This is a genomic window from Rhizobium sp. Root483D2 (assembly GCF_001426685.1).
In the GTDB taxonomy this organism is placed as follows: domain Bacteria; phylum Pseudomonadota; class Alphaproteobacteria; order Rhizobiales; family Rhizobiaceae; genus Pararhizobium; species Pararhizobium qamdonense.
In genome coordinates, this window is the sequence record NZ_LMFB01000012.1 from 110311 (window position 1) to 132229 (window position 21919).

Sequence of the window (21919 nt, forward strand, 5' to 3'; positions counted from 1 at the left end):
ACTGAAACCGGCGCATTCTAACAAGGAGACGATCATGCTGACATTCGCAGCCGAAGGCAGTGGCCAGGGCCAGCTGGAAATCAACGGCAATTCGCAGCCGGTTTCCTATGAGCTCGTGGAAGCACGCGAGGACGACGACAGCCGTCAGGTTCGCATTCGTCTCAACGCGCCGCGCGATTGGCTGTTGAAACAGGGTTTCAACGGCGAGGCGACACTGGTTCGCGACAATGGCTCTCGCATCGCCGTGCGCCGCGAAGGCGGGCTGGACGTCGGTGACAGCGTGTCGGTAACGCTGGAAGGCTATGACGACACGCATGGCGATGGCGAAGATGTGACCGACGCCTATCCTGAACTGAAGCACTAGAATCCTGACTAAACGCAAACGGGCGCGGCTTTGAGAGCCGCGCCCGTTTGCGTTCCAGGATGGCCAGGATCAGTCCTTGGCGCGTTCCACATAGGATGCGTCTTCCGTCAGGATGACGACGCGGGTGCCGACGCCGATATGCGGCGGAACCATTGTGCGCACGCCGTTCGACAGGATCGCCGGCTTGTAGGAAGACGACGCCGTCTGGCCCTTGACGACCGGTTCGGTTTCGACGATCTCGAGCGTCATGCGGGTCGGCAGTTCCATGGCGAGCGCCAGACCTTCAAACATCTTTAGCTGAACAATCATGCCTTCCTGCAGGTAGGCCTTATCGTCGCCGATAACGTCGGGCGAAACGGCCACCTGGTCGTAGGTCTGCGGGTTCATGAAGTGATAGCCTTCGCCGTCTTCGTAGAGGAACGTGTGCTCGCTATCTTCGACAAAGGCGCGCTCGACCTGTTCGGTGGTCCGCCAACGTTCGGAAACCTTCACGCCATCGGAAATACGGCGCATGTCAACCTGGGTGACGGGCGTGCCCTTGCCGGGGTGGAAGTTCTGGGCGGTGAGAACGGCGTAAAGCTTGCCGTCCACTTCGAGAACGTTGCCCTTGCGGACCGAAGAGGCGATTACCTTGACCATAAGTCTTCCTTGTAACTGAGCTTGATGCGTCGTAGAGGAGCGCACGAAATATGCGCGTCAAAGACGCCAGAATGCGTTTTCGGGCCGCACCTATCCTATATTTGGGCAAATTGCCAGTGTGACGGCAGATCCGGCTCGAAGAAACGCGAATTTACGCCAGGCAATGCCTGAGAACCGCATATGGGACCGAGATGCCTGCTGCTTCCCCCTGGTGGACCCCCGATGTCCATGCCGACCGCCGGGCTTTCCTGATCGGCCGCAACCGGATTCAGGCAGCCTTGCGGGGCTTCTTCGCCGCTAATGATTTTGTCGAGGTCGATACCGCAACGCTGCAGGTATCGCCGGGCAACGAGGCGCATCTGCATGCCTTTGCAACGCAGGCTATCCATCATGACGGCAGCACGGCGCCGCTCTATCTCCACACCTCGCCTGAATTTGCCTGCAAGAAACTGCTCTCGGCCGGCGAACATCTCATCACCTGTTTTGCCCATGTCTATCGCAATCGCGAGCGCGGCCCCCTGCACCATCCCGAATTCACCATGCTCGAATGGTACCGCGCCGGTGAAACCTATCAGGCCTTGATGCGCGACTGCGCCGATATCCTGCGCCTGGCCGCCGAAACGGTGGGGACAGGGCTGTTGAGCTATCGCGGCGCGCAGGCCGATCCCTTTGCCGAGCCCGAGCGTATCACCGTGGCCGAAGCTTTCGCGAAGTTCGCAGGCGTCGATCTCCTTTCCTCCATCGACCGGAACGGCGAAACCGACCGGCAAAGCCTTGCTGCAACGGTGCTCGCTGCCGGGATCCGGGTCGCGGATGACGATACCTGGGCGGATATGTTCAGCCGGGTGATCGTTGAAAAGGTCGAACCCAATCTCGGCTTTGGCCGCGCAACGATCCTTTATGAATATCCGGTTGCCGAGGCAGCACTGGCGCGTCCAACGCCGCACGATCCGCGTGTCGCCGAACGGTTCGAGCTCTATGCCTGCGGTGTCGAATTGGCCAATGCTTTTGGTGAACTCACCGATGCCAGCGAACAGCGCCGCCGTTTTGATTTGGAAATGGCCGAAAAGAACCGTGTTTACGGCGAAACCTATCCGCTGGACGAGGATTTCCTAAGCGCGCTGGCGATCATGCCGCAAGCGAGCGGCAGCGCGCTTGGCTTCGACCGGCTGGTGATGCTGGCGACCGGTGCATCGCGGATCGATCAGGTGATTTGGGCACCGGTGGCAGAGACCGGGGGCCGCACGTGACAGCGCTTCGCTCCTTAAAGACGATCGGTGATCTGGAAGAGGCCGGCCTGGTATCGGCTGCCCGGCGCGCCGGGCTGGAGGACGTGGCCGCGCGTTATGCGGTGGCCGTTACGCCGGCCATTTCGGCCCTGATCGATCCCAACGACCCCAATGATCCGATCGCCCGCCAGTTCATTCCCGATGCGGCCGAGCTTCTGCGCCTGCCGGAAGAGCGTGAGGACCCGATCGGCGACGCCGCCCATAGTCCGGTGGAGGGCATTGTCCATCGCTATCCAGACCGAGTGCTCTTGAAGGCGGTGCATGTCTGCCCGGTCTATTGCCGCTTCTGCTTCCGCCGCGAAATGGTCGGGCCGCAGGGGCTCGGCACGCTTCCATCGCAGGCGATGGATGCTGCGTTTGCCTATATCGCCGCGCGTCCGGAAATCTGGGAAGTGATCCTCACCGGCGGCGATCCGCTGGTCCTGTCGCCGCGCCGTCTGGCGTCGATCATGGAGCGGCTGGCATCGATCGGGCATGTGAAGATCGTGCGCTTCCACACCCGCGTGCCGGTGGTCGAGCCCGAGCGCGTCGATGAGGCGCTGATCGCGGCCCTCAAGGCCAGCGGCAAGACGACGTATCTGGCGCTGCATGCCAACCATCCGCGCGAACTGACCGAGGCTGCGCGTTCAGCATGCGCCCGGCTGGTCGATAGCGGCATTGTCATGGTCAGCCAGTCGGTTCTGCTGAAGGGTGTCAATGACGACCCCAACACTCTGGCAAGCCTGATGCGTGCCTTCGTCGAAAACCGTATCAAGCCCTATTATCTGCACCACCCGGATCTTGCCCCCGGCACCAGCCATTTCCGCCTGACGATCGAAGAAGGCCAGGCGCTGGTCGCCGCGTTGCGCGGCCGTATCTCCGGTCTCTGCCAGCCTGCCTATATCCTCGATATTCCAGGCGGCCACGGTAAGACGGTGATCAGCGCCTCGACCATCGAGAATAATGGCGGCGGCTGCTACACCGTGTCGGATTTCAACGGCGCGGAACATGCCTATCCGCCAGCGCTCTAAAGACGGATTTTTCCGAAAAGGGCGCTGAGTTCCGATTGCCGGCCGGTGCCGGTTTTGTGGAATATCGACCGGATATGGCTTCTGACCGTCTCATAGCCGATGCCGTTCTGCCTGGCGATATCGACGGCATTCATGCCGCTGGCAACAAGCAGCGATATCCGCGTTTCAGCCGGCGTCAGGTCGAACAAAGCCATCAGCGTGTCCGGGTTTTGCCGGATCTCGTCGTCCGGATCCTCGATCAGGGCCATGGCGCAGGAATGCGTGAAGATATCGGCGAGCTGCGTGCCAAACCGTTCAAAGCGGACGATGAGCGGCCGTCTGCCTGGCCGCGAAAGGCGGACGGCAGAGAGAAGCTCTGCACCCGGCCCGGGCGCCTGCAGCGCGAGCTTCAGTTCCCGCTGGAAACGCGCCGTCTCGGTCGCAGAGCCGGTGCGGACCTCGCCCCTGGAAATGCGGAAATCGTTCGAAAACAGCGCCTCGGCCTTCGGGTTAATTATCGTGACAAGGCCTTTGCGGTCGAAGAAGATGCAACCGATATTCGACGTCTGGAAAGCCGCCGCCATGCCCATGACCCGGCTGGCATCGATATGCTGGGCGAGCTGAACGGCGCTCTGCAACCGTGTCCGGATGGCATGAAAATGCGGCATGTCTCCGGCCTGCGGACACTCATCGGCCAATCGGTTCTGGAGGACGAAATAGAGCGCATTCTTGCCGGCGGAAATGTCCATCAGCACACAATCGCCAATGCCGTATTTGCGCATGAACTGATAGTATTCGTGATGGTCGAATTGCTCTTTCGAGACCATGTCGGCTTCAAATACCACGCCGTCGCGATGGATCGGCTGGATAAAATTCGCCCGAAAATCCCGTGATCCCCAGTCTTCGCGCAGATAGCCTTCCAGAAGCGGATCGAGCTTTTCCGTGCAAAGGGCCGCGCCGAATGTGCCCCGTCCGGATGGCTCCATGATATTGGCGCCCAAAGCGCCGCTCGCCCGGCTGATAGCTTCAATACCCGTCAGCCATAGCGACGGTTCGAAAATTGCCGCCTGAACCTTATCCAGGGCTTCAGAGAGATGTCCCGCGTTGACGCGCATTTGATCTGCTCACATTCGCAAGGGACGACTTTAAGTTTGCAAGGCTCCTCGCGTCAATGGTGCAGGGGGTTTGCTTCAGCGCAATCGGGCCTCATTTCAGGCAGAGCGCGGCCTCAAGGCAACGTTCCAGCGTAAAAAAAGCCGGTCCCTTCGCAGGGGCCGGCTTTTTTAAACGCATAAGGTGTCTGTGATCAGCCCTGCTTGATCGGCGCGATCGAGATTTCGACGCGGCGGTTCTGCGCGCGTCCGGCCGGGCTTGCATTCGAGGCGACCGGACGATCCGGGCCGTAGCCGACGGCCGACATGCGGCGCTGATCGACGCCCTGTGCGCCGAGATAGTTGGCAACCGAGATGGCGCGGCGTTCGGAAAGATCCTGGTTGTGGCTGGCGCTGCCGGTCGAGTCGGTGTGGCCATCGACGTCGATCAAGGTCTTGTTGAACTTGCGCAGCACGATCGCAACCGAATTCAGCGTCGGATAGGCTCTCGGGCTCATCTGGTCCTGATCGGTGGCAAAGGTGATGTTCTCCGGCATGTTGAGAACGATGCGGTCGCCGACGCGCGTCACGGAGACGCCGGTATTCTGCAGCTGGGCGCGCAGTTCGGATTCCTGGCTGTCCATATAGTTGCCGATCAGGCCGCCGCCGAGCGCGCCGATACCGGCACCCACAAGCGCCGCATCGCGGCGTCCGGCAGCGCTTCCGCCGACCAGAAGGCCGGTTGCAGCACCCAGGCCTGCGCCGATCAGCGCACCGCCGGCGGTGTTCGACATCTTCTGTTCGCCCGTATACGGGTCGGTCGTGGTGCAGCCGGAAAGATAGATTGCGGCGATGGCCAGTACGGCGATTTTCTTCAGCATGGAATCACAGGTCCCCAATAGATCTACTCTGCTTCATACTACCGATTGCGGCAGGAAGATGAAGAGCAAGCCTTTTGAGAAATCAACTTTCTATTTCAAGCCGCTGGTCAGCACCGCATCACCGCGTCTTTTTCGCAAGCGGGCAGGGCGGCAAAGATGCCGTCCTGCCCTGGGTGCAAGCGAGCGTCGGTGTTACATGGCCGGCAGAACGGCGATGTCGCGGATTGCGCCGCTGGCGCCGGTGATGTCGCCCGCTGCGGTGGCAGCGCCCGTTTCCAGGTTGACGGTGTAAAGCTTGGTACCATTGGCAAGCCATGCCGTGTTGGTGCCGTCTTCCGTGGTCTGGATATCGAACGCAAAGTTCGGTGCCGCGCCCTCTATGCCGAGCTTGCCGATGGCCGCCAGCGTGCCGTCATTCGGCTTGGTCTGCTTGATCAAGGCGCCGATCGTCGCATCGATATTGAACATCCCGGTCTTTTCCGGCTTGCCGTGGGAGTTGATATAGGCGGCAGCGACGATATTGGGTGTTTCGCCCTTGTGCATGTCACCGTCCTCGTAGGCGAGCTTGCCATCGACGGTGACTTCGCCGGTATCGGGGTGAACGCGGTGATTGGTCGTGCCGGTCATGAAGCGCAGCCGGTCAGCCATCGGGTTGAAATCCACCACGACAGCCGCATCGTCGATCGGCAGCGGTGTGTTCATCTTGGCAAGGTCTGTTGCCGCGCCCGTTTCAAGATCGATGGTGACGATCCGGCTGTCCGGCGTCACACCGACCACGGTCTTGTTGGACGGGCGAAAATCGATACCGACGAGACTATCGACGCCGGTAACCTCCATCGTCTTGGTAACAGCGGGGCTGGCCGTGTCGAACAGGACGAGCGTCTTGTCTCCGGTCAGGCCGAGAACCGGTGCGGCAAGGACGGCGCCGCCGCTGGCAAGCAGAACCGTGGAGGCGATCAATGCGATCTTCATGGTCTTCATTTGAAGTCTCCTTGTTGTCTGAAATCGTCACAGGAGGCGATGCATCTCGAGCCGCCTTCCAACCGGTAGACACATGGGAGACCGGGTTTGGATGCACCGGACGAAATTTTATTTTTCCGAAATGCATCCGCAGGTCGCCCTGGCGGGTAAAATGGCTATGTTGACACTCAAACAACGGCCTAGGATGGAATTGGTACGGGGAGACCGGGTAACGGGTCCCCGGGACAGTGGGAGTAGTATGCAGGAGCATCAGGAAAGACTGGCGGATGCGCTGGCCGGTTGCGCGAAGGGCGACCGCAATGCGCTGCGCACGATCTTCGAACTCGAAGGTGCCCGGCTCGTGGCCGTTGCCCAGCGCATCCTGCGCCGCCGCGAGCTGGCCGAAGATGTCGTGCAGGAAGCCTTCATCCAGATCTGGACCAAGGCCGGACAATATGCGCCGGATCGCGGATCGGCGCGGGGCTGGATCTATGCCATCGCCCGCAACCGCGCGCTCAATCTGGTGCGCGACGGCAAACGGCTGGAATTCACCGAGCCGGACAATCTGGCCGACCTGCACGATGCCGAGCATATGGATCACGCAGCCAATGTCTGGGCCGATCTCGATCGCCAGAACCGGCTGCGCGAATGCCTGTCGCGGCTCGACGAGACCAAGCGCCGGAGCATCCTGATGGTCTATATGTCGGGCTATACCCATGGCGAGATCGCCGGCCGGCTGAAAGTGCCGCTCGGCACCGCCAAGGCCTGGGTTCGCCGCGGGTTGGCCTCGCTTCGGGAGTGCATGGCATGAGCGCGGACAGGCAGGATATCGATGAAGTGGCCGACGAATACGTGCTGGGTCTTCTGGACGCAGGCGATCATGCCCATGTCGAATCCCAGATCGAAATCGACGCTGCGCTGCGCGCTGCCGTCGCCGCAAGCCGTGACCGTTTTCTGGCGCTCGATCTCCTGGCAAAGCCGGTTTCCGAGCCGGAGGGCCTGTGGGGCCGTATCGCCGCAACGCTCGATAACCCCGCGAGCGATGTCGCTGCGGGTCTCGCCCCACCGGCGCCGGCAAACGACAATAGCAACTCAGTATGGCGCCGCACGGCCTTTGGCGGTCTCGCGGCATCGTTGCTTCTGGCGGTGGGTCTTGGCTGGAGCCTGATGTCGCAACCGGAGCCGCGCGTGGTTGCCGTGCTTTTGGATAATGCAGGAGAACCGCAGGCCATTGTCGAGGATTTCGGCAATGCATCGGCAAGGGTGACGCCGCTTGTCGATTTAACCGTGCCTGATGGCCGCACCATGCAGGTCTGGACGCTGCCATCGAAAGAACTGGGTCCGGTATCGCTGGGGCTTTTGCCGCGCTCGCAGGAAGCCGTGCTGGATGGACCCGTGCTGCCACAGCCGCAGGAAGCGCAGCTCTACGAAATCACCATCGAACAGGCGGGCGGCTCGCCGACGGGGCGGCCGACAGGGCCTATTCTGGTCAAGGGTTTTGCGAAAATGCCGCGCTGAGCAGCCTGAAGGCAGGCGGGCGCTCTAATCGTAGAAGCGCCCGCGTTTGGGATCCGCTATTCGCTCAGATCAATCTCTTCCGTGTTGCCGCCCGTGCAGGTGTAGCAGCAATCGGTGCAGGTTTCGGCATTGTCCGGCCCCGTGCCCCAATAGGTTTCCTTGTCGCCGGAAATCCAGGCGCCGTAGCAGATCTTTTCGCCCTGGTCGCAGGAGAGCGGGATCTGCTTGGTTTCGCCGTCATCGAGCAGGTAAACCTGGTTGTTGCCCGGCCAGACATGGTCGCGGTCCTGGCTGTAAAGCTCGACTTCGACGGCATTCGGATGGCTGTTCTTCATCTCGAACGTGACGTCGGCAGCGGTACCGGCGGAAATGCTGCCTAAAAGCATGGCAATGGATAGCGCGGCCAGACCCGCGCGCTGAAGAATGGTTTTCATGGGTTCCCCTTAAGAATATCTGCCTTGCGGCTCAAATCAGCTAACACGAAGATAAGGGGTGCGGAATGGGCGGACCGGCCGGAAAAGCTAGGTTTTTTCAGCGCGGTATCGCCATTTTTGGTGACAAGGATAGGTGGAGCCTCCTGTGTTTTTAACACGTCAATCCGCCGCCAGTGATTTGTAGAAGAATGTCGAGCCGCAATAGCTGCCATCCGGCATCAGGGCATATTGCGGAATGACGCCGACGCGCTGCCAGCCGAACCGCTCGTAAATGCTTTCCGCCGGGCTTCCGGTTGCCGTATCGAGCACCAGAACATGCCGTCCATGCCGGATGGCCGCCTGTTCCGCAGCGTCCATCAAAAGGCGTGAAAGCCCGAGACCACGGGCCTTGCGATGGACAAGCAATTTCTTCAGATCGGCGCGATGCGGCTGGTTCGGCATCATGCCGATACCAAGCTGGACCGTGCCGAGGATATCGCCGTCCCTCTCGGCGGCAATAAGCACCGTGTTGCCTTCATTGACCGCCTGGGCGACCCCTTGCCAATAGGGGCTCGCATCCTTCGGCGTATAGGGCGACATGAACCCGACGGAGGCGCCGCCCTCGACGCAATCGGACAGAATTTCGGCAAGTGCCGGCAGGGCGGCCGTGGTTTCAGAAGGGGTCAGCGTGCGGATCGTGATTTCGGACATCGGGATTAGACTTTGCTGCGGTTGAGAATGATGGCGTAGCGTGCGGGTGCACGATAAGGATTGTGAAAGATGTGGGCTTCGCAAAGCCGCATGAACAGGCAATCGCCGGCCTCCAGCACATGTGTCTCTGTTCCGGCCGTCATGGTCAGCCGGCCCTCGAACAGCCAGAGATGTTGCGTCATTGCTGCGTCGAACTGCTGCTGCTCGAAAACGACGCGCGCGCCCGGCGGAAACTCGACCTCGACGATATCCACCGGTGAGCCGGTACCGTCGGGTGAAACCGCGCGGCGCAGATAGCCGGTTTCCGGATCGCGCCAGACGCGCTGATCGTCTCGGCGCAGAAGCGGATCGCCAGCCTTTTCGCCATCGGCAAAAAACCGCGACAATGTCGTACCGAGGGCACTGCAGAGCCGGGCAAGAAGCTGTGCGGTCGGGCTGGCCTCCCCACGCTCGATGCGGGAGATCATGGCGCGGCTGACACCGGCGCGGGCCGAGAGATCATCAAGCGTCATCGCCTGTTCCAAGCGCAGGCGCTTGAGGCGTTCGGCAATATCGTCTTCGAATGCATTTTCCATTATAAGAGAATTATAATTTCATATAGTGGAGTCAACGAAAATGTGGAGCCGATGCAATAAATCCGTTGCATGCCGCTGCGGCGACAGCGCAGGACGCGGTATCCATCTATCCTGCGGTTCTAGGGTGGTAGCGGACGAAACGGCCTTGCGCTCAATATGTTAGAGCATTGTTTCACAAGCCGGGCGGCTTTGGTGATCTTGAGGGGCGGAGATGGCGGTGAGTAACGATATGCGGTCGGAAGAGCCGCGCGCATCCGTGCTGTCGATCGCCAGCATCGTCGCCTCCATGGCCTGCGTCGGGATCGGCAATGGCATGATGTTCGCCTATGTGCCTTTTCTTCTGGCGAAAGGCGACAGCCCGCCCTGGGTTGCCGGTGCGGCAGTCACCGCGCTCGCCTTCGGCGGTCTCGCCGGCTGTGTCGTTGCCGGCCCGGTGATCCGCAGGGTCGGGCATGCGCGGGCGTTTTCCTGCTCGATGGCGCTGGTGCTGCTCTCGGCCTTCCTGATCGCGCTCGGCTTTCATCCGCTGCTCTGGGTGTTTGCGCGCGGCGTCTATGGTGCGGCGGGCAATATCAATTTCATCATCTCGCTGAGCTGGCTCAACCATGCCAGTGCCAACAGCTGGCGCGGCAAGGCCATGTCGGTGTTCTACATGGTCTATGTCATCGCCATCGGTCTTGGCGCCTGGCTGTTCGGCCAGATCCCGGCAGACGGCAATCTGGCGCCGCTGCTGACGATTTTCTTCACCACCATGGCGATCCTGCCCATCGGCCTGACGCGCCTGCCCAATCCGCCGCCGCCAGCCAAGGTCAGCGTCGATGTGCCGATGGTCTGGCGCAATTCGCCCGTGGCCTTCGTCGGCGTTCTCGCCGCCGGTGGTCTCTCCATGGCCGTGCAGGGCTTCACGCCGATCTATGCCGCCGCCAATGCGGCGAGCCAGGGCGATGTCGCCCTTCTGATGCTGGTCATGCAGTTCGGCCTGATCTTCATCCAGTATCCGATGGGCGTGCTATCGGACCGGATCGACCGGCGCATCGTGCTGATCCTCGTCTGTGTGCTGATTGCCGCTGCCGCCGTCGTGGCATTGTCGGTGTCGTTCGCCAATCTGATCCTGCTGATGCTGGTCTTTGCCGTTTTCGCCGGTGCCGTTGAAACCGTCTATTCGATCGCCAATGCCCATGCCAATGATCGCACCGCGCCCGCCGATTTCGTCCCGCTCGCCTCGACGCTCCTGATGTGCTGGTCGATCGCCGCCACGATCATTCCGCTGTCGATCACGCTGCTGACGCCGGTCTTCGGTCCGAAGACCTTCATCTATGCCGCCATGGGCACGGCGCTCGCCTATGCGGCCTTCGTCGCCATGCGGCTGAAATTCCGCGAAACGGTGCCGCCGCATCTGCGGGAGAATTTCGAGATGAAGAGCGCGCAGATGCCGAATGCCGGTGCGATGGTCGAGGGCGATCCGGTTGCGGGCGATATCCGGCAATTATAGTGAACAAAGCCTGCATTTCCCGCTTTGCGGCGGTTGATACCGCTGCTATATGCGGCCCATGAGCACAACACCTTCAAAGACGCCCCTGTCGCATATCCGCAATTTCTCGATCGTGGCCCATATCGACCACGGCAAGTCGACGCTGGCTGACCGGTTGATCCAGTCAACCGGTGGCCTTGCCGCGCGCGAGATGTCGGAACAGGTTCTCGATAATATGGATATCGAGAAGGAGCGCGGCATCACCATCAAGGCGCAGACCGTGCGCCTGCATTACGTCGCCAACAATGGCGAGACCTATGTTCTCAACCTGATCGACACCCCCGGCCATGTCGACTTCGCCTATGAAGTCTCGCGCTCGCTGTCGGCCTGCGAAGGCTCGCTTCTGGTGGTGGACGCGTCGCAGGGCGTCGAAGCCCAGACGCTGGCCAACGTCTACCAGGCGATCGACAACAACCACGAGATCGTCACGGTCCTCAACAAGATCGACCTGCCGGCCGCAGAACCAGACCGCATCCGCGAACAGATCGAGGAAGTCATCGGCATCGACGCATCGCAGGCCGTGCTGATCTCGGCCAAGACCGGCCTTGGCATTCCCGATGTGCTCGAAGCGATCGTGCATCAGCTGCCTGCGCCAAAAAGCGAAGAAGGCGAGAACGGCCCGCTCAAGGCGCTTCTGGTCGATAGCTGGTACGATGCCTATCTCGGCGTCATCGTTCTCGTGCGCGTGCTCGACGGCACGCTGAAGCGCGGCATGACGGTGCGCATGATGGGTGCGGACGCCAAATATCAGGTGGAGCGCGTCGGCGTCATCACGCCGAAGATGGTCAATGTCGAGGCGCTCGGCCCCGGCGAGATCGGCTTCATCACGGCCTCGATCAAGGAAGTGGCCGATACCCGCGTCGGCGATACCATCACCGAGGACAAGCGCCAGACGGCCAAGATGCTGCCCGGCTTCAAGCCGGCCCAGCCGGTGGTGTTCTGCGGCCTCTTCCCGGTCGATGCCGCCGATTTCGAGGACCTGCGCTCCGCCATGGGCAAGCTGCGCCTGAACGATGCCTCGTTCTCCTTCGAAATGGAATCCTCGGCGGCCTTGGGCTTCGGTTTCCGCTGCGGCTTCCTCGGCCTGCTGCATCTTGAAATCATCCAGGAACGCCTCGAGCGGGAGTTCGATCTCGACCTGATCGCGACCGCCCCGTCCGTCGTCTACAAGCTGTTTATGAATGACGGTACCGAGCGCGAACTGCACAATCCGGCCGACATGCCGGATGTCGTCAAGGTGGCCGAAATCCACGAGCCGTGGATCCGCGCGACGATCCTGACGCCGGACGACTATCTCGGCGGCATCTTGAAGCTCTGCCAGGACCGGCGCGGCCTGCAGATCGAGCTGACCTATGTGGGCAAGCGCGCCATGCTGACCTACGACTTGCCGCTCAACGAAGTCGTGTTCGATTTCTACGACCGGCTGAAGTCGATCTCCAAGGGCTATGCCTCGTTCGACTATCACCTGACCGACCACCGCGAAGGCCATCTGGTCAAGCTGTCGGTGCTGGTCAACGGCGAGCCCGTCGATGCCTTGTCGATGATGGTTCACCGCATGGCTGCCGAACGGCGCGGCCGAGACATGTGTGAAAAGCTCAAGGACCTGATCCCCAAGCACATGTTCAAGATCCCGATCCAGGCGGCCATCGGCGGCAACGTCATTGCCCGCGAAACCATCTCGGCGCTGCGCAAGGACGTCACGGCGAAATGCTATGGCGGCGACGCCTCGCGCAAGCGCAAGCTGCTGGACAAGCAAAAGGCCGGCAAGAAGCGCATGCGCCAGTTCGGCAAGGTGGACATCCCCCAAGAAGCGTTCATCGCCGCGCTGAAGATGAGCGACGAGTAACATCTTTTCTTCCATCGGACATGCGCATACAATAGGCGCATATCCGATGGAGAAAACCATGTCTCAACTTGCCCGAAAATCCGCCAATCTCTCCCTTGATAGCAATCTCGTCTCGCAGGCGCGTGACCTGAAGATCAATATCTCGCGCGCGGCCGAAGATGGCATCAAGAGTGCCGTCAAGGCCGAGCAGGAGCGTTTGTGGCGGCTGGAAAATGCCGAGGCGATTGCGGCGTCCAATAAATATGTCGAGGAACATGGCTTGCCCTTGGCGAAATATCGTCAATTCTGATGGCGAGATTTCATGCCTATCGCCTGAGGCAAGGCGACGCGCTGGTTCTGGCCGTACAGTCCGATCTTCTGTCGAGCCTCCAGACCTGTGCGGTGGTTCCGCTTCTTCCCAAGGGAGAGCTGTCACCCGTCATTGCGCGGCTCAATCCGCATTTCGACATCAATGGACGCTCTTATACGATGGCGACGCAGTTTATCGGCGTCGTTTCGATCGCCGAGCTTGGTGTCGATGTGGCCAATCTCACCATCCACGCGGATACCATAACCGCCGCCACGGATTTTCTGTTCCAGGGCTTCTGATGCCCGCCACCGGCGAAGCTGCAGGAGTTCCTGACCGTAAAGGGCGCCCGGAAATACCGGACGCCCTTTGTGTTGCCGTTCAAGCGACCTTGGCGAGATCGCCGTGCGGGTCGAGGACGAATTTTTGCGCGACGCCCTGATCGAAGCTTTCATAGCCCTGCGCGGCATCTTCCAGGGAAATGATTTTCGCATTGACGATTTCGGCGATGTTCAACCGGTCATGCAGGATCGCCTGCATGAGCTGGCGGTTATATTTCAAAACAGGCGTCTGGCCGGTATGGAAGGACAGCGCCTTTGCCCAGCCAAGCCCGAAGCGCATGGAAAGGCTGCCTTTTTTTGCAGCACTGTCGACGGCGCCCGGGTCTTCGGTGACATAAAGACCTGGGATACCGACGGAGCCGGCTGCCCGGGTGATTTCCATCATCTGGTTGAGAACCACCGCCGGCTGTTCGCCGCCTGAATGGCCGCGCGCTTCGAAGCCGACGGCGTCGATCGCGCTATCCACCTCGTCGCTGCCGGTCACGTCAGCGATCATGTCGCCCAGCCGGTCGCTGGCCGAAAGATCGATCGGCTCGAATCCAACCTTCTTGGCATGCGCGAGGCGCTCCTTGTTGAAGTCGCCGATCATCACGACGGCAGCGCCGAGAATGCGCGCCGAGGCGGCGGCAGCCAGACCCACGGGACCGGCTCCCGCGACATAGACGACGGAGCCGACGCCGACGCCAGCCTTGACCGCGCCATGAAAACCGGTCGGCAGAATGTCCGACAGCATCGTCAGGTCCCGGATTTTCGCCATGGCCTTGTCACGGTCCGGGAATTTCAAGAGGTTGAAATCGGCATAGGGAACGGTGACATATTTGGCCTGTCCACCGATCCAGCCGCCCATGTCCACATAGCCATAGGCACCACCGGCGCGGGCCGGGTTGACGGTGAGGCAGACGCCCGTGTCCTGCGATTTGCAGCAGCGGCAACGGCCGCAGGCAACGTTGAACGGCACGGAAACGATATCGCCGATCTCAAGCATCTCGACATCGATGCCCTTCTCGATGACCTCACCGGTGATTTCATGGCCGAGCACAAGGCCAGGCAAAGCGGTGGTGCGGCCGCGCACCATGTGCTGGTCGGAGCCGCAGATATTCGTCGAGATGACTTTCAAAATGACGCCATGCTCGATGCGGCGCCCGTCCGGGGCTTCCAGCTTCGGATCGTCGATATCCCGCACCTCGACCTTGCCCGGCTTCAGATAGACGACGCCGCTGTTCCTGCTCATAGTATCTCCTCCGCTGAAAATGCAGACCCGGCCGGCTCCACCCGGCGCGGGTTCGCTTCAATGTAAGGCCAATTCTCGACAGAACAGTTCTGATCGCGACGTCAAACGTCCGCTTGGGAATTTTAGAAAAGGCTTGAACGGAAGGTGTTTTGGGATGCCTGATTCTAGGTTTCCTGCCCGGCAAATTCCTGCATCAGCCCCTCAAAAGCCTCCATCGGCGGAAATGCCACGTAGGAATGCACCGCGGATGTTGTCGCCCAGGGCAGTTTCTCGCTGGTGAAGGTCTCGATGAACGGGGCAATGCCGCCTGTGTCGTCGAGCATGGTCGACCGCAGGTTGACAAACCAGTCCATGCCTTCGGGGCGGGTGAACATCCAGGTCATGCAGTGCCGGCAGAAATAGTGGCGCGTGCCACCGTGCAGGCCGCCGATGACAGGTTCGCCGGCGATGATTTCAAAGCCTTCAGCCGGAATGGCGGCACTCAGCGAAAAAGCGCTGGAGGACATTTTCTGGCAGCCGGTGCAATGGCAGGCCATGGTGAGAATAGGCTGCGCGCTAATCTTCAGCCGCACCTGCCCACAGCGGCAGCCGCCTTCCTGGGGGATCGTCAGTTTGCTCATGGGAAACTCCTCCGGTTTTGGTCCTCAACGTAGCGGAGAAGCCCTTCATGTCCAGTGCCGGCAATGGTCAAACGAAGGCTGGCCGTCGCGCAGGCGCAAAATTCATTAGCCGGCTTATACAGAGGTGCCCGGTATGGGAATTCCATGGGTTCCCATTGCGGATGGCTGTTATTTTTCCGAGGCGCAGGGCCAGCCGGTTGGAATAGTCAGCCCGTCCGGCAGCTTGGTATCCTTGTCGCCGCAGGCCAGATCGATCTGGCCCTGCTGCAGGCCCTTGGCTGCGGAGAGATCAAGACCCTCTATATGCGTGAGAAACATGAAAGCCTGATCGAAATCCAGGGGGCCTTCGAAGGTCACGCCGCTGAGATTGGCGCGCGACAGGTTGGCGAGCGCAAACCGCGCGCCGGTGAGCGTCGCGCCCTTGAACAGGACACGGCCGGCTTCCGCCTTTTCGAAATTGGCCCCGGTCAGATCGGCACCGCTAAAATCGGCGCGCTGCAGTTCTGCACCGGCAAACGAGGCGCCATTGGCGGTGATCTTGGCAAAGCTTGAGCGATAGGCTTCAATCCGCGCGAAATTGGCCTTTTCAGCCTTGGCCCCGGCCAGCCACGCGCGCACCAGATTGGCCTTTTCGAGATTGGCGGATGCCAGGTTTGAGCCGCTGAGATCGGTTAGCGAGAAATCGGTGCCGGAAAGGTTCGCCCCTTCGAGTTCGCTGGAAGGCAGCATGAGATTTTTCTTGGTGCATTCGCTCCAGTCCAGCCCTGGTTCCGGGGTGCTGCCGCAAGAGGCGGCGAGCGCCGGTGAAGTGGTGGCAAGGCAAAGCGCCAGCCCGGCCGCCGGAAGCATGGCGGCGGCAACCGCCTGAATGCGCCAGGCCTCGCCCGTTGATCGAGTGGTCCGGCGCCCGTGCCTCATGGAAAATATCGTCATGCGCTTCTCCGCTCCTCTGTCTGCCTCAGCGGGCAGACGTCTTGCGCCTATAACAGCGTGTCCCGAGTTGTAGATAGGAAACGCAGGCCTTCACCGCAAACACCATAAGCGGTTTATGTTTCAAGCGTTCACACCAGCTATTTCCCTGGCCTCGTGATCTGTGGCCGTTTTCACGGGAAGTATTGTCGCCACCCAAGCGCGGGCAAGAGCCAATCCGGCAGCGTCGGCCTGTTCGCCATACACTGCTGCATACTTGCTATAATTTGGCAGCCAATCCGGATCGATGCGGTTGATCACCGTCTCAAAGGTCCGGTTCCAGTTTTCGACAACCGCTGTCCCCGCCTCGAAATGAAACTGCATGCCATAGGCAGCGCGGCCGACGCGGAAGGCTTGATTGGCAACGGCCGGATTGCTGGCCAGGTAAACGGCGCTTTCAGGCAGGGTGAAGCTGTCGGAATGCCATTCGAAGCTGGTAAAGGCGTCGCCTGCGGCACGCAGCACCGGGTCCTCTTTCCCGTCCTCAGTCAGCTCGACGCCATGCCAGCCGAATTCACGGGTGCGGCCAAGCAGATTGTCTCCGCCATGGGCGCGGGCGAGAAGCTGGCTGCCAAGGCAGATGCCGAGCACCGACTTGCCGTCGTCCGTGAAGGTCTTCATCAATCGGGCAAGGTCCGGAAGATAGGGATGAATGTCATCGTCGATGGCGCTCTGTTCGCCGCCAAACACCACCAGTGCGTCATGACCGTGGCTGCCGGCCGGCAGCGCCTCGCCTGCGTATGGCCGGCGAAGGTCGATTTCGGCTCCTGCCTCTTCAAGCGCCACGCCCACCTGCCCAAGGCTGGAATGGTTCATGTTTTCCACCACCAGAACCCGCATCGTCTCTCCGTCCGCTCGCTGTTTCCATCAGATTGACCACGCGGCGGCGGCGCTTTCAAGTGGGCTTTTTGCCGATTTGGCAGCCTGTCCGGCCCTCGGAATGGCCGGAAAGCCTTGACCTTTTGGCCCGAAAGTAGCATTGGACCGCCTTGGTCGCGTTCGTTGAAACGCCAGACATCGGAAAAACCATGAGTAAAGTGACTTCCTCTGCCCCCTCGCAGCGCATGCTGAGGGTCGGCGAACAGGTACGTGCAGGCCTGACCCAGGTGCTGCAGCGCGGCGAAGTGCGCGATCCGCTGCTGGAAACGACGGTGATCTCGATCTCCGAAGTCCGCATGTCCACGGATCTGCGCGTCGCCACGGCTTTCGTGACCCCGCTCGGCGTTGCCGATCATGGCAGCGTCATCGAGGCTTTGAACCGCCATGCCAAATATATCCGGGGCCGCCTGACCCCGCATATCCGCCAGTTGAAATACATGCCGGAAGTCCGCTTCAAGGACGATACCAGCTTCGACAATTACAAGAAGATCGACGCGCTTCTGCGGTCTCCGGAAGTTCTGCGCGACCTGAAGGATGACGACGGTCAAAACGATAAAAACGAAGAGTGATGGCAAAGCATATCACTCTGGACGAACTCAACGCCTGGACGTTTGACCAGCGGCAGACATTCTATCGCAATGGGCTGGCGCGGTTCGACAATGCCGACGCCGTCCGTCTCGTCGAAATGATTGTCTCCTCCGGCCTGCCGTTTCGCCACGGCAAGGACATCGCCCATGGTGATCGCGAGATGAAGGCGCTCGAAGCCATCGTCAATTCGCCCTATAACGAAAAGCTGCTGCTTGAGGCCGCGGCGTCCGGAAAGCCGCCGCTCGGTGCCATCGAGCCCCTGCTGGCTGAAACTCTGCGCGACGATTACCGTATCGACAATGGCGCCACCATTGCTGCCGGATACCTGATTGCCAAGCGTCTCTACGCGCTCGGATTTGAAAAAGGCAACAGCCAGAAAATGCCGGATGGCAGCGTTGCCAAGACTGCAGCGACATTCCGCAAAAAAAGAGCCTGAACCATGTCAAAACCCCGCAAGCCCAAGGGCCGCCCGATCTCAGGCTGGCTGATCCTCGACAAGCCGCTGGATTTCGGCTCGACCGAAGCCGTGTCCAAAATCAAGTGGCTGTTCAAGGCGCAGAAGGCAGGCCACGCCGGTACGCTCGATCCGCTGGCGTCGGGCATGCTGCCGATTGCGCTGGGCGATGCGACAAAGACTGTTCCCTATGTCATGGACGGCCGCAAGATCTATGAATTCGCCGTTGCCTGGGGCGAGGAACGCTCGACCGACGATCTGGAAGGCGAGGTGACGCAGTCGTCGCCCAATCGTCCCTCAGAGGAAGATATCCGCGCGCTCCTGCCAAAATATACCGGCGTGATCAGCCAGGTGCCGCCGCAGTTTTCGGCAATCAAGATCGATGGCAACCGCGCCTATGATCTGGCCCGCGAAGGCGAGACCGTCGATATTCCCGCTCGCGAAGTCGAGATATTCCGCCTGTCGCTGCTCGGCTGCACGCCGAATTTGGCGCATTTCGAAATCGAATGCGGCAAGGGCACCTATGTGCGCTCGCTGGCACGCGATTTCGGCCGTGATCTCGGCTGTTTCGGTCATATCGCCTCGCTGCGCCGCAGCTTCGTGGCGCCTTTTGCCGAGGAGGCCATGGTGCCACTGGCTGAGCTCGTGGCTCTGGAAAAGATCGAAAGTGACGAGGAGCGCCTGGAAGCGCTCGATGCTTTCCTGATCGATACCGGCGAAGCTTTGTCGAACCTGCCGCATATCGCGATTTCCGAAGACCAGGCCCATCGCCTGAAAATGGGCAATCCGATCATCCTGCGCGGCCGCGATGCACCAACCGCAGAACCGGAAGCCTATGCGACCTCGCGCGGCAAGCTGGTTGCCATCGGCGAGATCGGCGAAGGCGAATTCCGGCCCAAGCGCGTCTTCGTCACGGGTTGACACTTCAAAGGCCCCTCATAGATTTCGTCACACGCGATCGGTTGCCTTCATATAACGGCTGGCGCATGGTCCTGCCTGAGTTCGGGATTCGCGCACACGTCAAATGAGACGTGACGGGTGGATGCGGGTGCCGGCGCGCAGGCATGAGATGTGGTGGATGAGGGGCGCTTGAGCGACGCACAGGAGAAAAAGAGCGGGCCGGGAGGTTCCTGGCGAACGCGCCTGCGCTCGCGGCTGCGGCGGCCGCTGTCGTTTTATCTGACAATGCTGCTGCTTATCGCCATCGTCCCATCCTTCGTATTCTCGCTGATCATCCTGAAGCGCAGCACCGACGAGCAGGAGCGCGTCGTGACGGCGCTGCTCAAGGCTTCGACAGGATCGGTAACGCGGCTGGTGGAGCGCGAGGTCGATGGCATGTTGACCACCCTCAAGGTGCTTGTCGCTGCCGGTGCGGACGATGGCAATAATCCTGAACGATTCTACGGCCGCGCCCGCTCCTCGCTTGCCGATACCGATTCCAATCTCCTGGTGATCGATCGCGGCCATAATCAGCTTTTCAATACGCGCGTTCCCTATGGCAGTCCGCTGGGCAAGGCATCCGATCCGGCTTCGATCGATCACGCATTCCGCAATGGCGGCCCGTTCATTTCGAACGTCTTTTTCGGCAAGACGGCGCAGAAATGGGTTTTCAATGTCTATCTGCCGATCACTACGCCGCTCGGAAACAGCGATTACCTTCTGGCGCTGACGCGCAACGCCGAAAGCATGGGGAAGACGGTCAACCGCGATGTCTTGTCACCCGGCTGGAATGCGGCGCTGCTGGATGGAGCCGGTCATGTCATCGCCTCGTCCGATCCGGATCTTGCGGTCGGCAAACCGTTTTTCATGGAGATCGTGCCGGCCTTGCGTGTCGGCGTCGGCGATGCGGTTCATGATGGCGTGGAATACCGTACGGTCACGGAATTTTCCGTGCTCACCGGCTGGAAGATCGTCGCCTGGGCCAAAAGTGCCGATGTCGATGCGCCAGCACTCTGGTCCTATCTCTGGCTGTCGCTGGGTGGACTTCTTTTCGGCGGCATTGCCGTTGCCGGATCCACTGCCATTGCCAGCCTGCTGACGCAGGGCGTCAAGGTTCTCGCCCGTGACGCTCATCTTCTGGGCGCCGGCCGGCCGATCGCACCGCGCAAGCATATGATCGTCGAGATCGAAACGGTTTCTGCAGCTTTGGCCGATGCCGCGCAGGCACGCCGCAAGGCGGAAAACGAAATCCGCTTCCTGATGCGCGAGGTGGCGCATCGCTCGAAAAACCAGCTGACGGTCATTCAGTCGATGCTCAACCAGTCGCTGAACGCGGCCGAAAGCCGGGTGGATTTCGCCGAAACCTTCCGCAAGCGCATCGCCGGGCTTGCCCGCTCGACCGACCTGATGATCGCCAATGCGGCGCAAGGGGTGGATTTCCAGGAGCTCGCGCAAAACCAGCTCCAGCCGTTCACACCGGATGATCCGCAAAGGGTTCATCTTTCCGGGCCGCCGGTACGGCTGGATGCGCAGGTGTCGCAGACGCTTGGCATGGCCCTGCACGAACTTGCCACCAATGCGACGAAATATGGGGCCTTGGCCAACAGCAGCGGCGTGATCGACCTGCAATGGTCGGTGCTGGAGGGCACTTTCCTGTTCGTCTGGAGAGAAAAAGGCGCCGATATCGCTCCAGCTGAAGGCGCCAGCCCGCGCAAGGGTTTTGGCACGATGGTTCTGGAGCGCATGCTCGGCATGGCGCTGGATGCCAAGCTGGAACGGATCATGCATGAAGACGGGATCGAATGGCGCGTCCGGATCCCTGAGGAAAAGCTGAGCGCCAATCTTGCGGCTCAACCTTGAAGCAAAGCCCTGCGGCCCAGCCTTGTGGCCCAGCCTTGTGGTTTGCCCGGTCGGAGGACATGTCGATGTTGCAAAGAGGTTTCGGAATGGCTGCATTTCTTGTCGCAGCCCTTTTCGCAGGCACAGCGTCAGCCGCAGAGTGCCTGGTCGCCGATCCCACCGGAACGCCGCTCAATGTGCGCTCAAAGCCTCAAGGCGGCATCGTGTCTGCTCTTAGCAATGGCGTGGCCGTCGAGATCGTCGATCAGCGCACGCTGGGTGGCAAGCGATGGGCAAAGGTCGCCGCCGATGGCGCGGTGCTCGGCTGGGTTTTCTCCGCCTATCTTGATTGCCAGACGATCGATGACCGCAGGAAATCCGCCCCGATGCGGCCACGCACGCCACCGCAATGAGCGCCAGTTGAGCCATTGCAGCGTCTTTATCCGCCCTCTTTCTTTTTAATGCCGGATGGTTTATAGGCAGCGCCAGCATCAGACCCCGCTCTCTGCGGACTTTTGCCTTCATGGCCGCAGCTAGACGGCATCCCGGCTGCTGGCGACCCGAAATCCTAAACATTGAAAGGATGACACGATGTCGATCACTGCAGAGCGCAAGGCTGCGCTTATCAAGGAATACGCAACCGTCGAAGGCGACACCGGTTCCCCGGAAGTCCAGGTTGCGATCCTCACCGAGCGGATCAACAACCTGACCGAACACTTCAAGGGTCACAAGAAGGACAACCACTCGCGTCGTGGCCTTCTGGCAATGGTTTCCACCCGCCGTTCGCTTCTTGACTATGTCAAGGGCAAGGAAGAGGCACGGTACACCAAGCTGATTACTGCTCTCGGCATTCGCCGCTAAGCCTTACACCGGCGGGACCCTTCAACAGGGGCCCGCCGGTTTGTTTTTTGCGGGGAATTTACCCCGCCCTTGCGCTTCCAGCCAAGCCGAAATGGCGCTGTTGGA

At 60.7% G+C, this 21919-nt stretch carries 26 protein-coding genes; 15 read left to right on the forward strand and 11 right to left on the reverse strand.

Translation table 11 applies throughout. The features are described 5' to 3' along the window. Positions 1–34 precede the first annotated feature (34 nt). Positions 35–364: a hypothetical protein gene (locus ASD32_RS10010; RefSeq protein WP_060637887.1), complete on the forward strand. Its 330-nt coding sequence runs from the start codon at positions 35–37 to the stop codon at positions 362–364. 69 nt (positions 365–433) lie between these two features. Here the strand turns inward: ASD32_RS10010 and efp are convergent, their stop codons facing one another. Continuing rightward, positions 434–1003 (reverse strand): elongation factor P, encoded by a 570-nt coding sequence (efp, locus tag ASD32_RS10015; protein ID WP_060637888.1) that lies wholly within the window; start codon positions 1001–1003, stop codon positions 434–436. Positions 1004–1194: 191 nt separating this feature from the next. Between efp and epmA the strand changes: the two genes are divergently transcribed. Both epmA and ASD32_RS10025 read left to right on the forward strand, forming a co-directional pair. Then, positions 1195–2253 (forward strand): EF-P lysine aminoacylase EpmA, encoded by a 1059-nt coding sequence (epmA, locus tag ASD32_RS10020; protein WP_060637889.1) that lies wholly within the window; start codon positions 1195–1197, stop codon positions 2251–2253. Then, positions 2250–3302 (forward strand): lysine-2,3-aminomutase-like protein, encoded by a 1053-nt coding sequence (locus ASD32_RS10025; protein ID WP_060637890.1) that lies wholly within the window; start codon positions 2250–2252, stop codon positions 3300–3302. Before epmA ends, ASD32_RS10025 begins: the two co-directional genes overlap by 4 nt. Here ASD32_RS10025 and ASD32_RS10030 read toward each other — a convergent pair. The 3 genes from ASD32_RS10030 to ASD32_RS10040 all read right to left on the reverse strand — a co-directional run bounded on the left by ASD32_RS10030 (position 3299) and on the right by ASD32_RS10040 (position 6234). Beyond that, positions 3299–4396: a helix-turn-helix transcriptional regulator gene (locus ASD32_RS10030; RefSeq protein WP_060637891.1), complete on the reverse strand. Its 1098-nt coding sequence runs from the start codon at positions 4394–4396 to the stop codon at positions 3299–3301. The two genes, ASD32_RS10025 and ASD32_RS10030, sit on opposite strands and share 4 nt — an antisense overlap. A 191-nt stretch (positions 4397–4587) precedes the next feature. Further along, the gene (locus ASD32_RS10035; protein WP_060637892.1) at positions 4588–5253 is read right to left on the reverse strand and encodes an OmpA family protein; all 666 of its coding nucleotides are present in this window, start codon (positions 5251–5253) and stop codon (positions 4588–4590) included. Between the two features lie 192 nt (positions 5254–5445). Then, complete coding sequence (locus tag ASD32_RS10040) at positions 5446–6234, reverse strand: DUF4394 domain-containing protein (RefSeq protein ID WP_060637893.1); 789 nt, start codon at positions 6232–6234, stop codon at positions 5446–5448. A gap of 238 nt (positions 6235–6472) precedes the next feature. On the opposite strand from ASD32_RS10040, the gene ASD32_RS10045 reads away from it, so the two are divergent. Beyond that, positions 6473–7024 (forward strand): sigma-70 family RNA polymerase sigma factor, encoded by a 552-nt coding sequence (locus ASD32_RS10045; RefSeq protein WP_060637894.1) that lies wholly within the window; start codon positions 6473–6475, stop codon positions 7022–7024. Further along, a complete protein-coding gene (locus tag ASD32_RS10050; protein WP_060637895.1) occupies positions 7021–7731 on the forward strand; it encodes an anti-sigma factor in 711 nt (236 codons plus the stop codon). Before ASD32_RS10045 ends, ASD32_RS10050 begins: the two co-directional genes overlap by 4 nt. Positions 7732–7787: 56 nt before the next feature. Here ASD32_RS10050 and ASD32_RS10055 read toward each other — a convergent pair whose 3' ends face one another. The 3 genes from ASD32_RS10055 to ASD32_RS10065 form a co-directional block, all read right to left on the reverse strand. Next, the gene (locus ASD32_RS10055; RefSeq protein WP_060637896.1) at positions 7788–8165 is read right to left on the reverse strand and encodes a hypothetical protein; all 378 of its coding nucleotides are present in this window, start codon (positions 8163–8165) and stop codon (positions 7788–7790) included. A gap of 159 nt (positions 8166–8324) precedes the next feature. After that, positions 8325–8855 (reverse strand): GNAT family N-acetyltransferase, encoded by a 531-nt coding sequence (locus ASD32_RS10060; RefSeq protein WP_060637897.1) that lies wholly within the window; start codon positions 8853–8855, stop codon positions 8325–8327. 5 nt (positions 8856–8860) lie between these two features. Beyond that, positions 8861–9430 (reverse strand): XRE family transcriptional regulator, encoded by a 570-nt coding sequence (locus ASD32_RS10065; protein WP_060637898.1) that lies wholly within the window; start codon positions 9428–9430, stop codon positions 8861–8863. A 229-nt stretch (positions 9431–9659) separates the two neighbouring features. On the opposite strand from ASD32_RS10065, the gene ASD32_RS10070 reads away from it, so the two are divergent. The 4 genes from ASD32_RS10070 to ASD32_RS10085 are packed head-to-tail and all read left to right on the forward strand — an operon-like array spanning position 9660 to position 13395. Beyond that, positions 9660–10922, forward strand: a complete 1263-nt coding sequence (locus tag ASD32_RS10070; RefSeq protein WP_060637899.1) for an MFS transporter — start codon at positions 9660–9662, stop codon at positions 10920–10922. Positions 10923–10971: 49 nt separating this feature from the next. Beyond that, positions 10972–12807 carry a translation elongation factor 4 gene (gene lepA / locus ASD32_RS10075; protein WP_060637900.1) on the forward strand — a complete coding sequence of 612 codons (1836 nt, stop codon included), beginning with the start codon at positions 10972–10974 and terminating at the stop codon, positions 12805–12807. A gap of 58 nt (positions 12808–12865) precedes the next feature. Next, positions 12866–13096: a type II toxin-antitoxin system CcdA family antitoxin gene (locus ASD32_RS10080; protein ID WP_060637901.1), complete on the forward strand. Its 231-nt coding sequence runs from the start codon at positions 12866–12868 to the stop codon at positions 13094–13096. Further along, positions 13096–13395: a CcdB family protein gene (locus ASD32_RS10085; protein WP_060637902.1), complete on the forward strand. Its 300-nt coding sequence runs from the start codon at positions 13096–13098 to the stop codon at positions 13393–13395. The genes ASD32_RS10080 and ASD32_RS10085 overlap by 1 nt, the downstream gene beginning before the upstream one ends. Positions 13396–13474: 79 nt before the next feature. Here ASD32_RS10085 and fdhA read toward each other — a convergent pair whose 3' ends face one another. The 4 genes from fdhA to ASD32_RS10105 form a co-directional block, all read right to left on the reverse strand. Further along, a complete protein-coding gene (gene fdhA, locus ASD32_RS10090) occupies positions 13475–14665 on the reverse strand; it encodes a formaldehyde dehydrogenase, glutathione-independent (RefSeq protein WP_060637903.1) in 1191 nt (396 codons plus the stop codon). Between the two features lie 164 nt (positions 14666–14829). After that, positions 14830–15285 carry a GFA family protein gene (locus ASD32_RS10095; protein WP_060637904.1) on the reverse strand — a complete coding sequence of 152 codons (456 nt, stop codon included), beginning with the start codon at positions 15283–15285 and terminating at the stop codon, positions 14830–14832. A 168-nt stretch (positions 15286–15453) separates the two neighbouring features. After that, the gene (locus ASD32_RS10100) at positions 15454–16134 is read right to left on the reverse strand and encodes a pentapeptide repeat-containing protein (RefSeq protein WP_060638148.1); all 681 of its coding nucleotides are present in this window, start codon (positions 16132–16134) and stop codon (positions 15454–15456) included. Positions 16135–16338: 204 nt separating this feature from the next. After that, positions 16339–17094, reverse strand: coding sequence for a type 1 glutamine amidotransferase (locus tag ASD32_RS10105; RefSeq protein WP_060637905.1), 756 nt, complete (start codon positions 17092–17094; stop codon positions 16339–16341). A gap of 188 nt (positions 17095–17282) precedes the next feature. Here ASD32_RS10105 and rbfA point away from each other — a divergent pair, with 188 nt between their 5' ends. The 6 genes from rbfA (at position 17283) to rpsO (ending at position 21814) form a co-directional block, all read left to right on the forward strand. Continuing rightward, a complete protein-coding gene (gene rbfA / locus ASD32_RS10110) occupies positions 17283–17702 on the forward strand; it encodes a 30S ribosome-binding factor RbfA (protein WP_060637906.1) in 420 nt (139 codons plus the stop codon). Beyond that, entirely contained in the window at positions 17702–18157 is a 456-nt protein-coding gene (locus tag ASD32_RS10115) for a hypothetical protein (protein WP_060637907.1), read from the forward strand. Before rbfA ends, ASD32_RS10115 begins: the two co-directional genes overlap by 1 nt. A 3-nt stretch (positions 18158–18160) precedes the next feature. Next, positions 18161–19096, forward strand: coding sequence for a tRNA pseudouridine(55) synthase TruB (gene truB, locus ASD32_RS10120; RefSeq protein ID WP_060637908.1), 936 nt, complete (start codon positions 18161–18163; stop codon positions 19094–19096). A 168-nt stretch (positions 19097–19264) separates the two neighbouring features. Then, positions 19265–20974, forward strand: a complete 1710-nt coding sequence (locus tag ASD32_RS10125; protein ID WP_060637909.1) for a sensor histidine kinase — start codon at positions 19265–19267, stop codon at positions 20972–20974. A gap of 86 nt (positions 20975–21060) precedes the next feature. Then, positions 21061–21366 carry an SH3 domain-containing protein gene (locus ASD32_RS10130; protein WP_060637910.1) on the forward strand — a complete coding sequence of 102 codons (306 nt, stop codon included), beginning with the start codon at positions 21061–21063 and terminating at the stop codon, positions 21364–21366. 178 nt (positions 21367–21544) lie between these two features. Beyond that, on the forward strand, positions 21545–21814 hold the full coding sequence (gene rpsO, locus ASD32_RS10135) for a 30S ribosomal protein S15 (RefSeq protein ID WP_060637911.1): 270 nt from the start codon (positions 21545–21547) through the stop codon (positions 21812–21814). Positions 21815–21919: the final 105 nt, after the last annotated feature.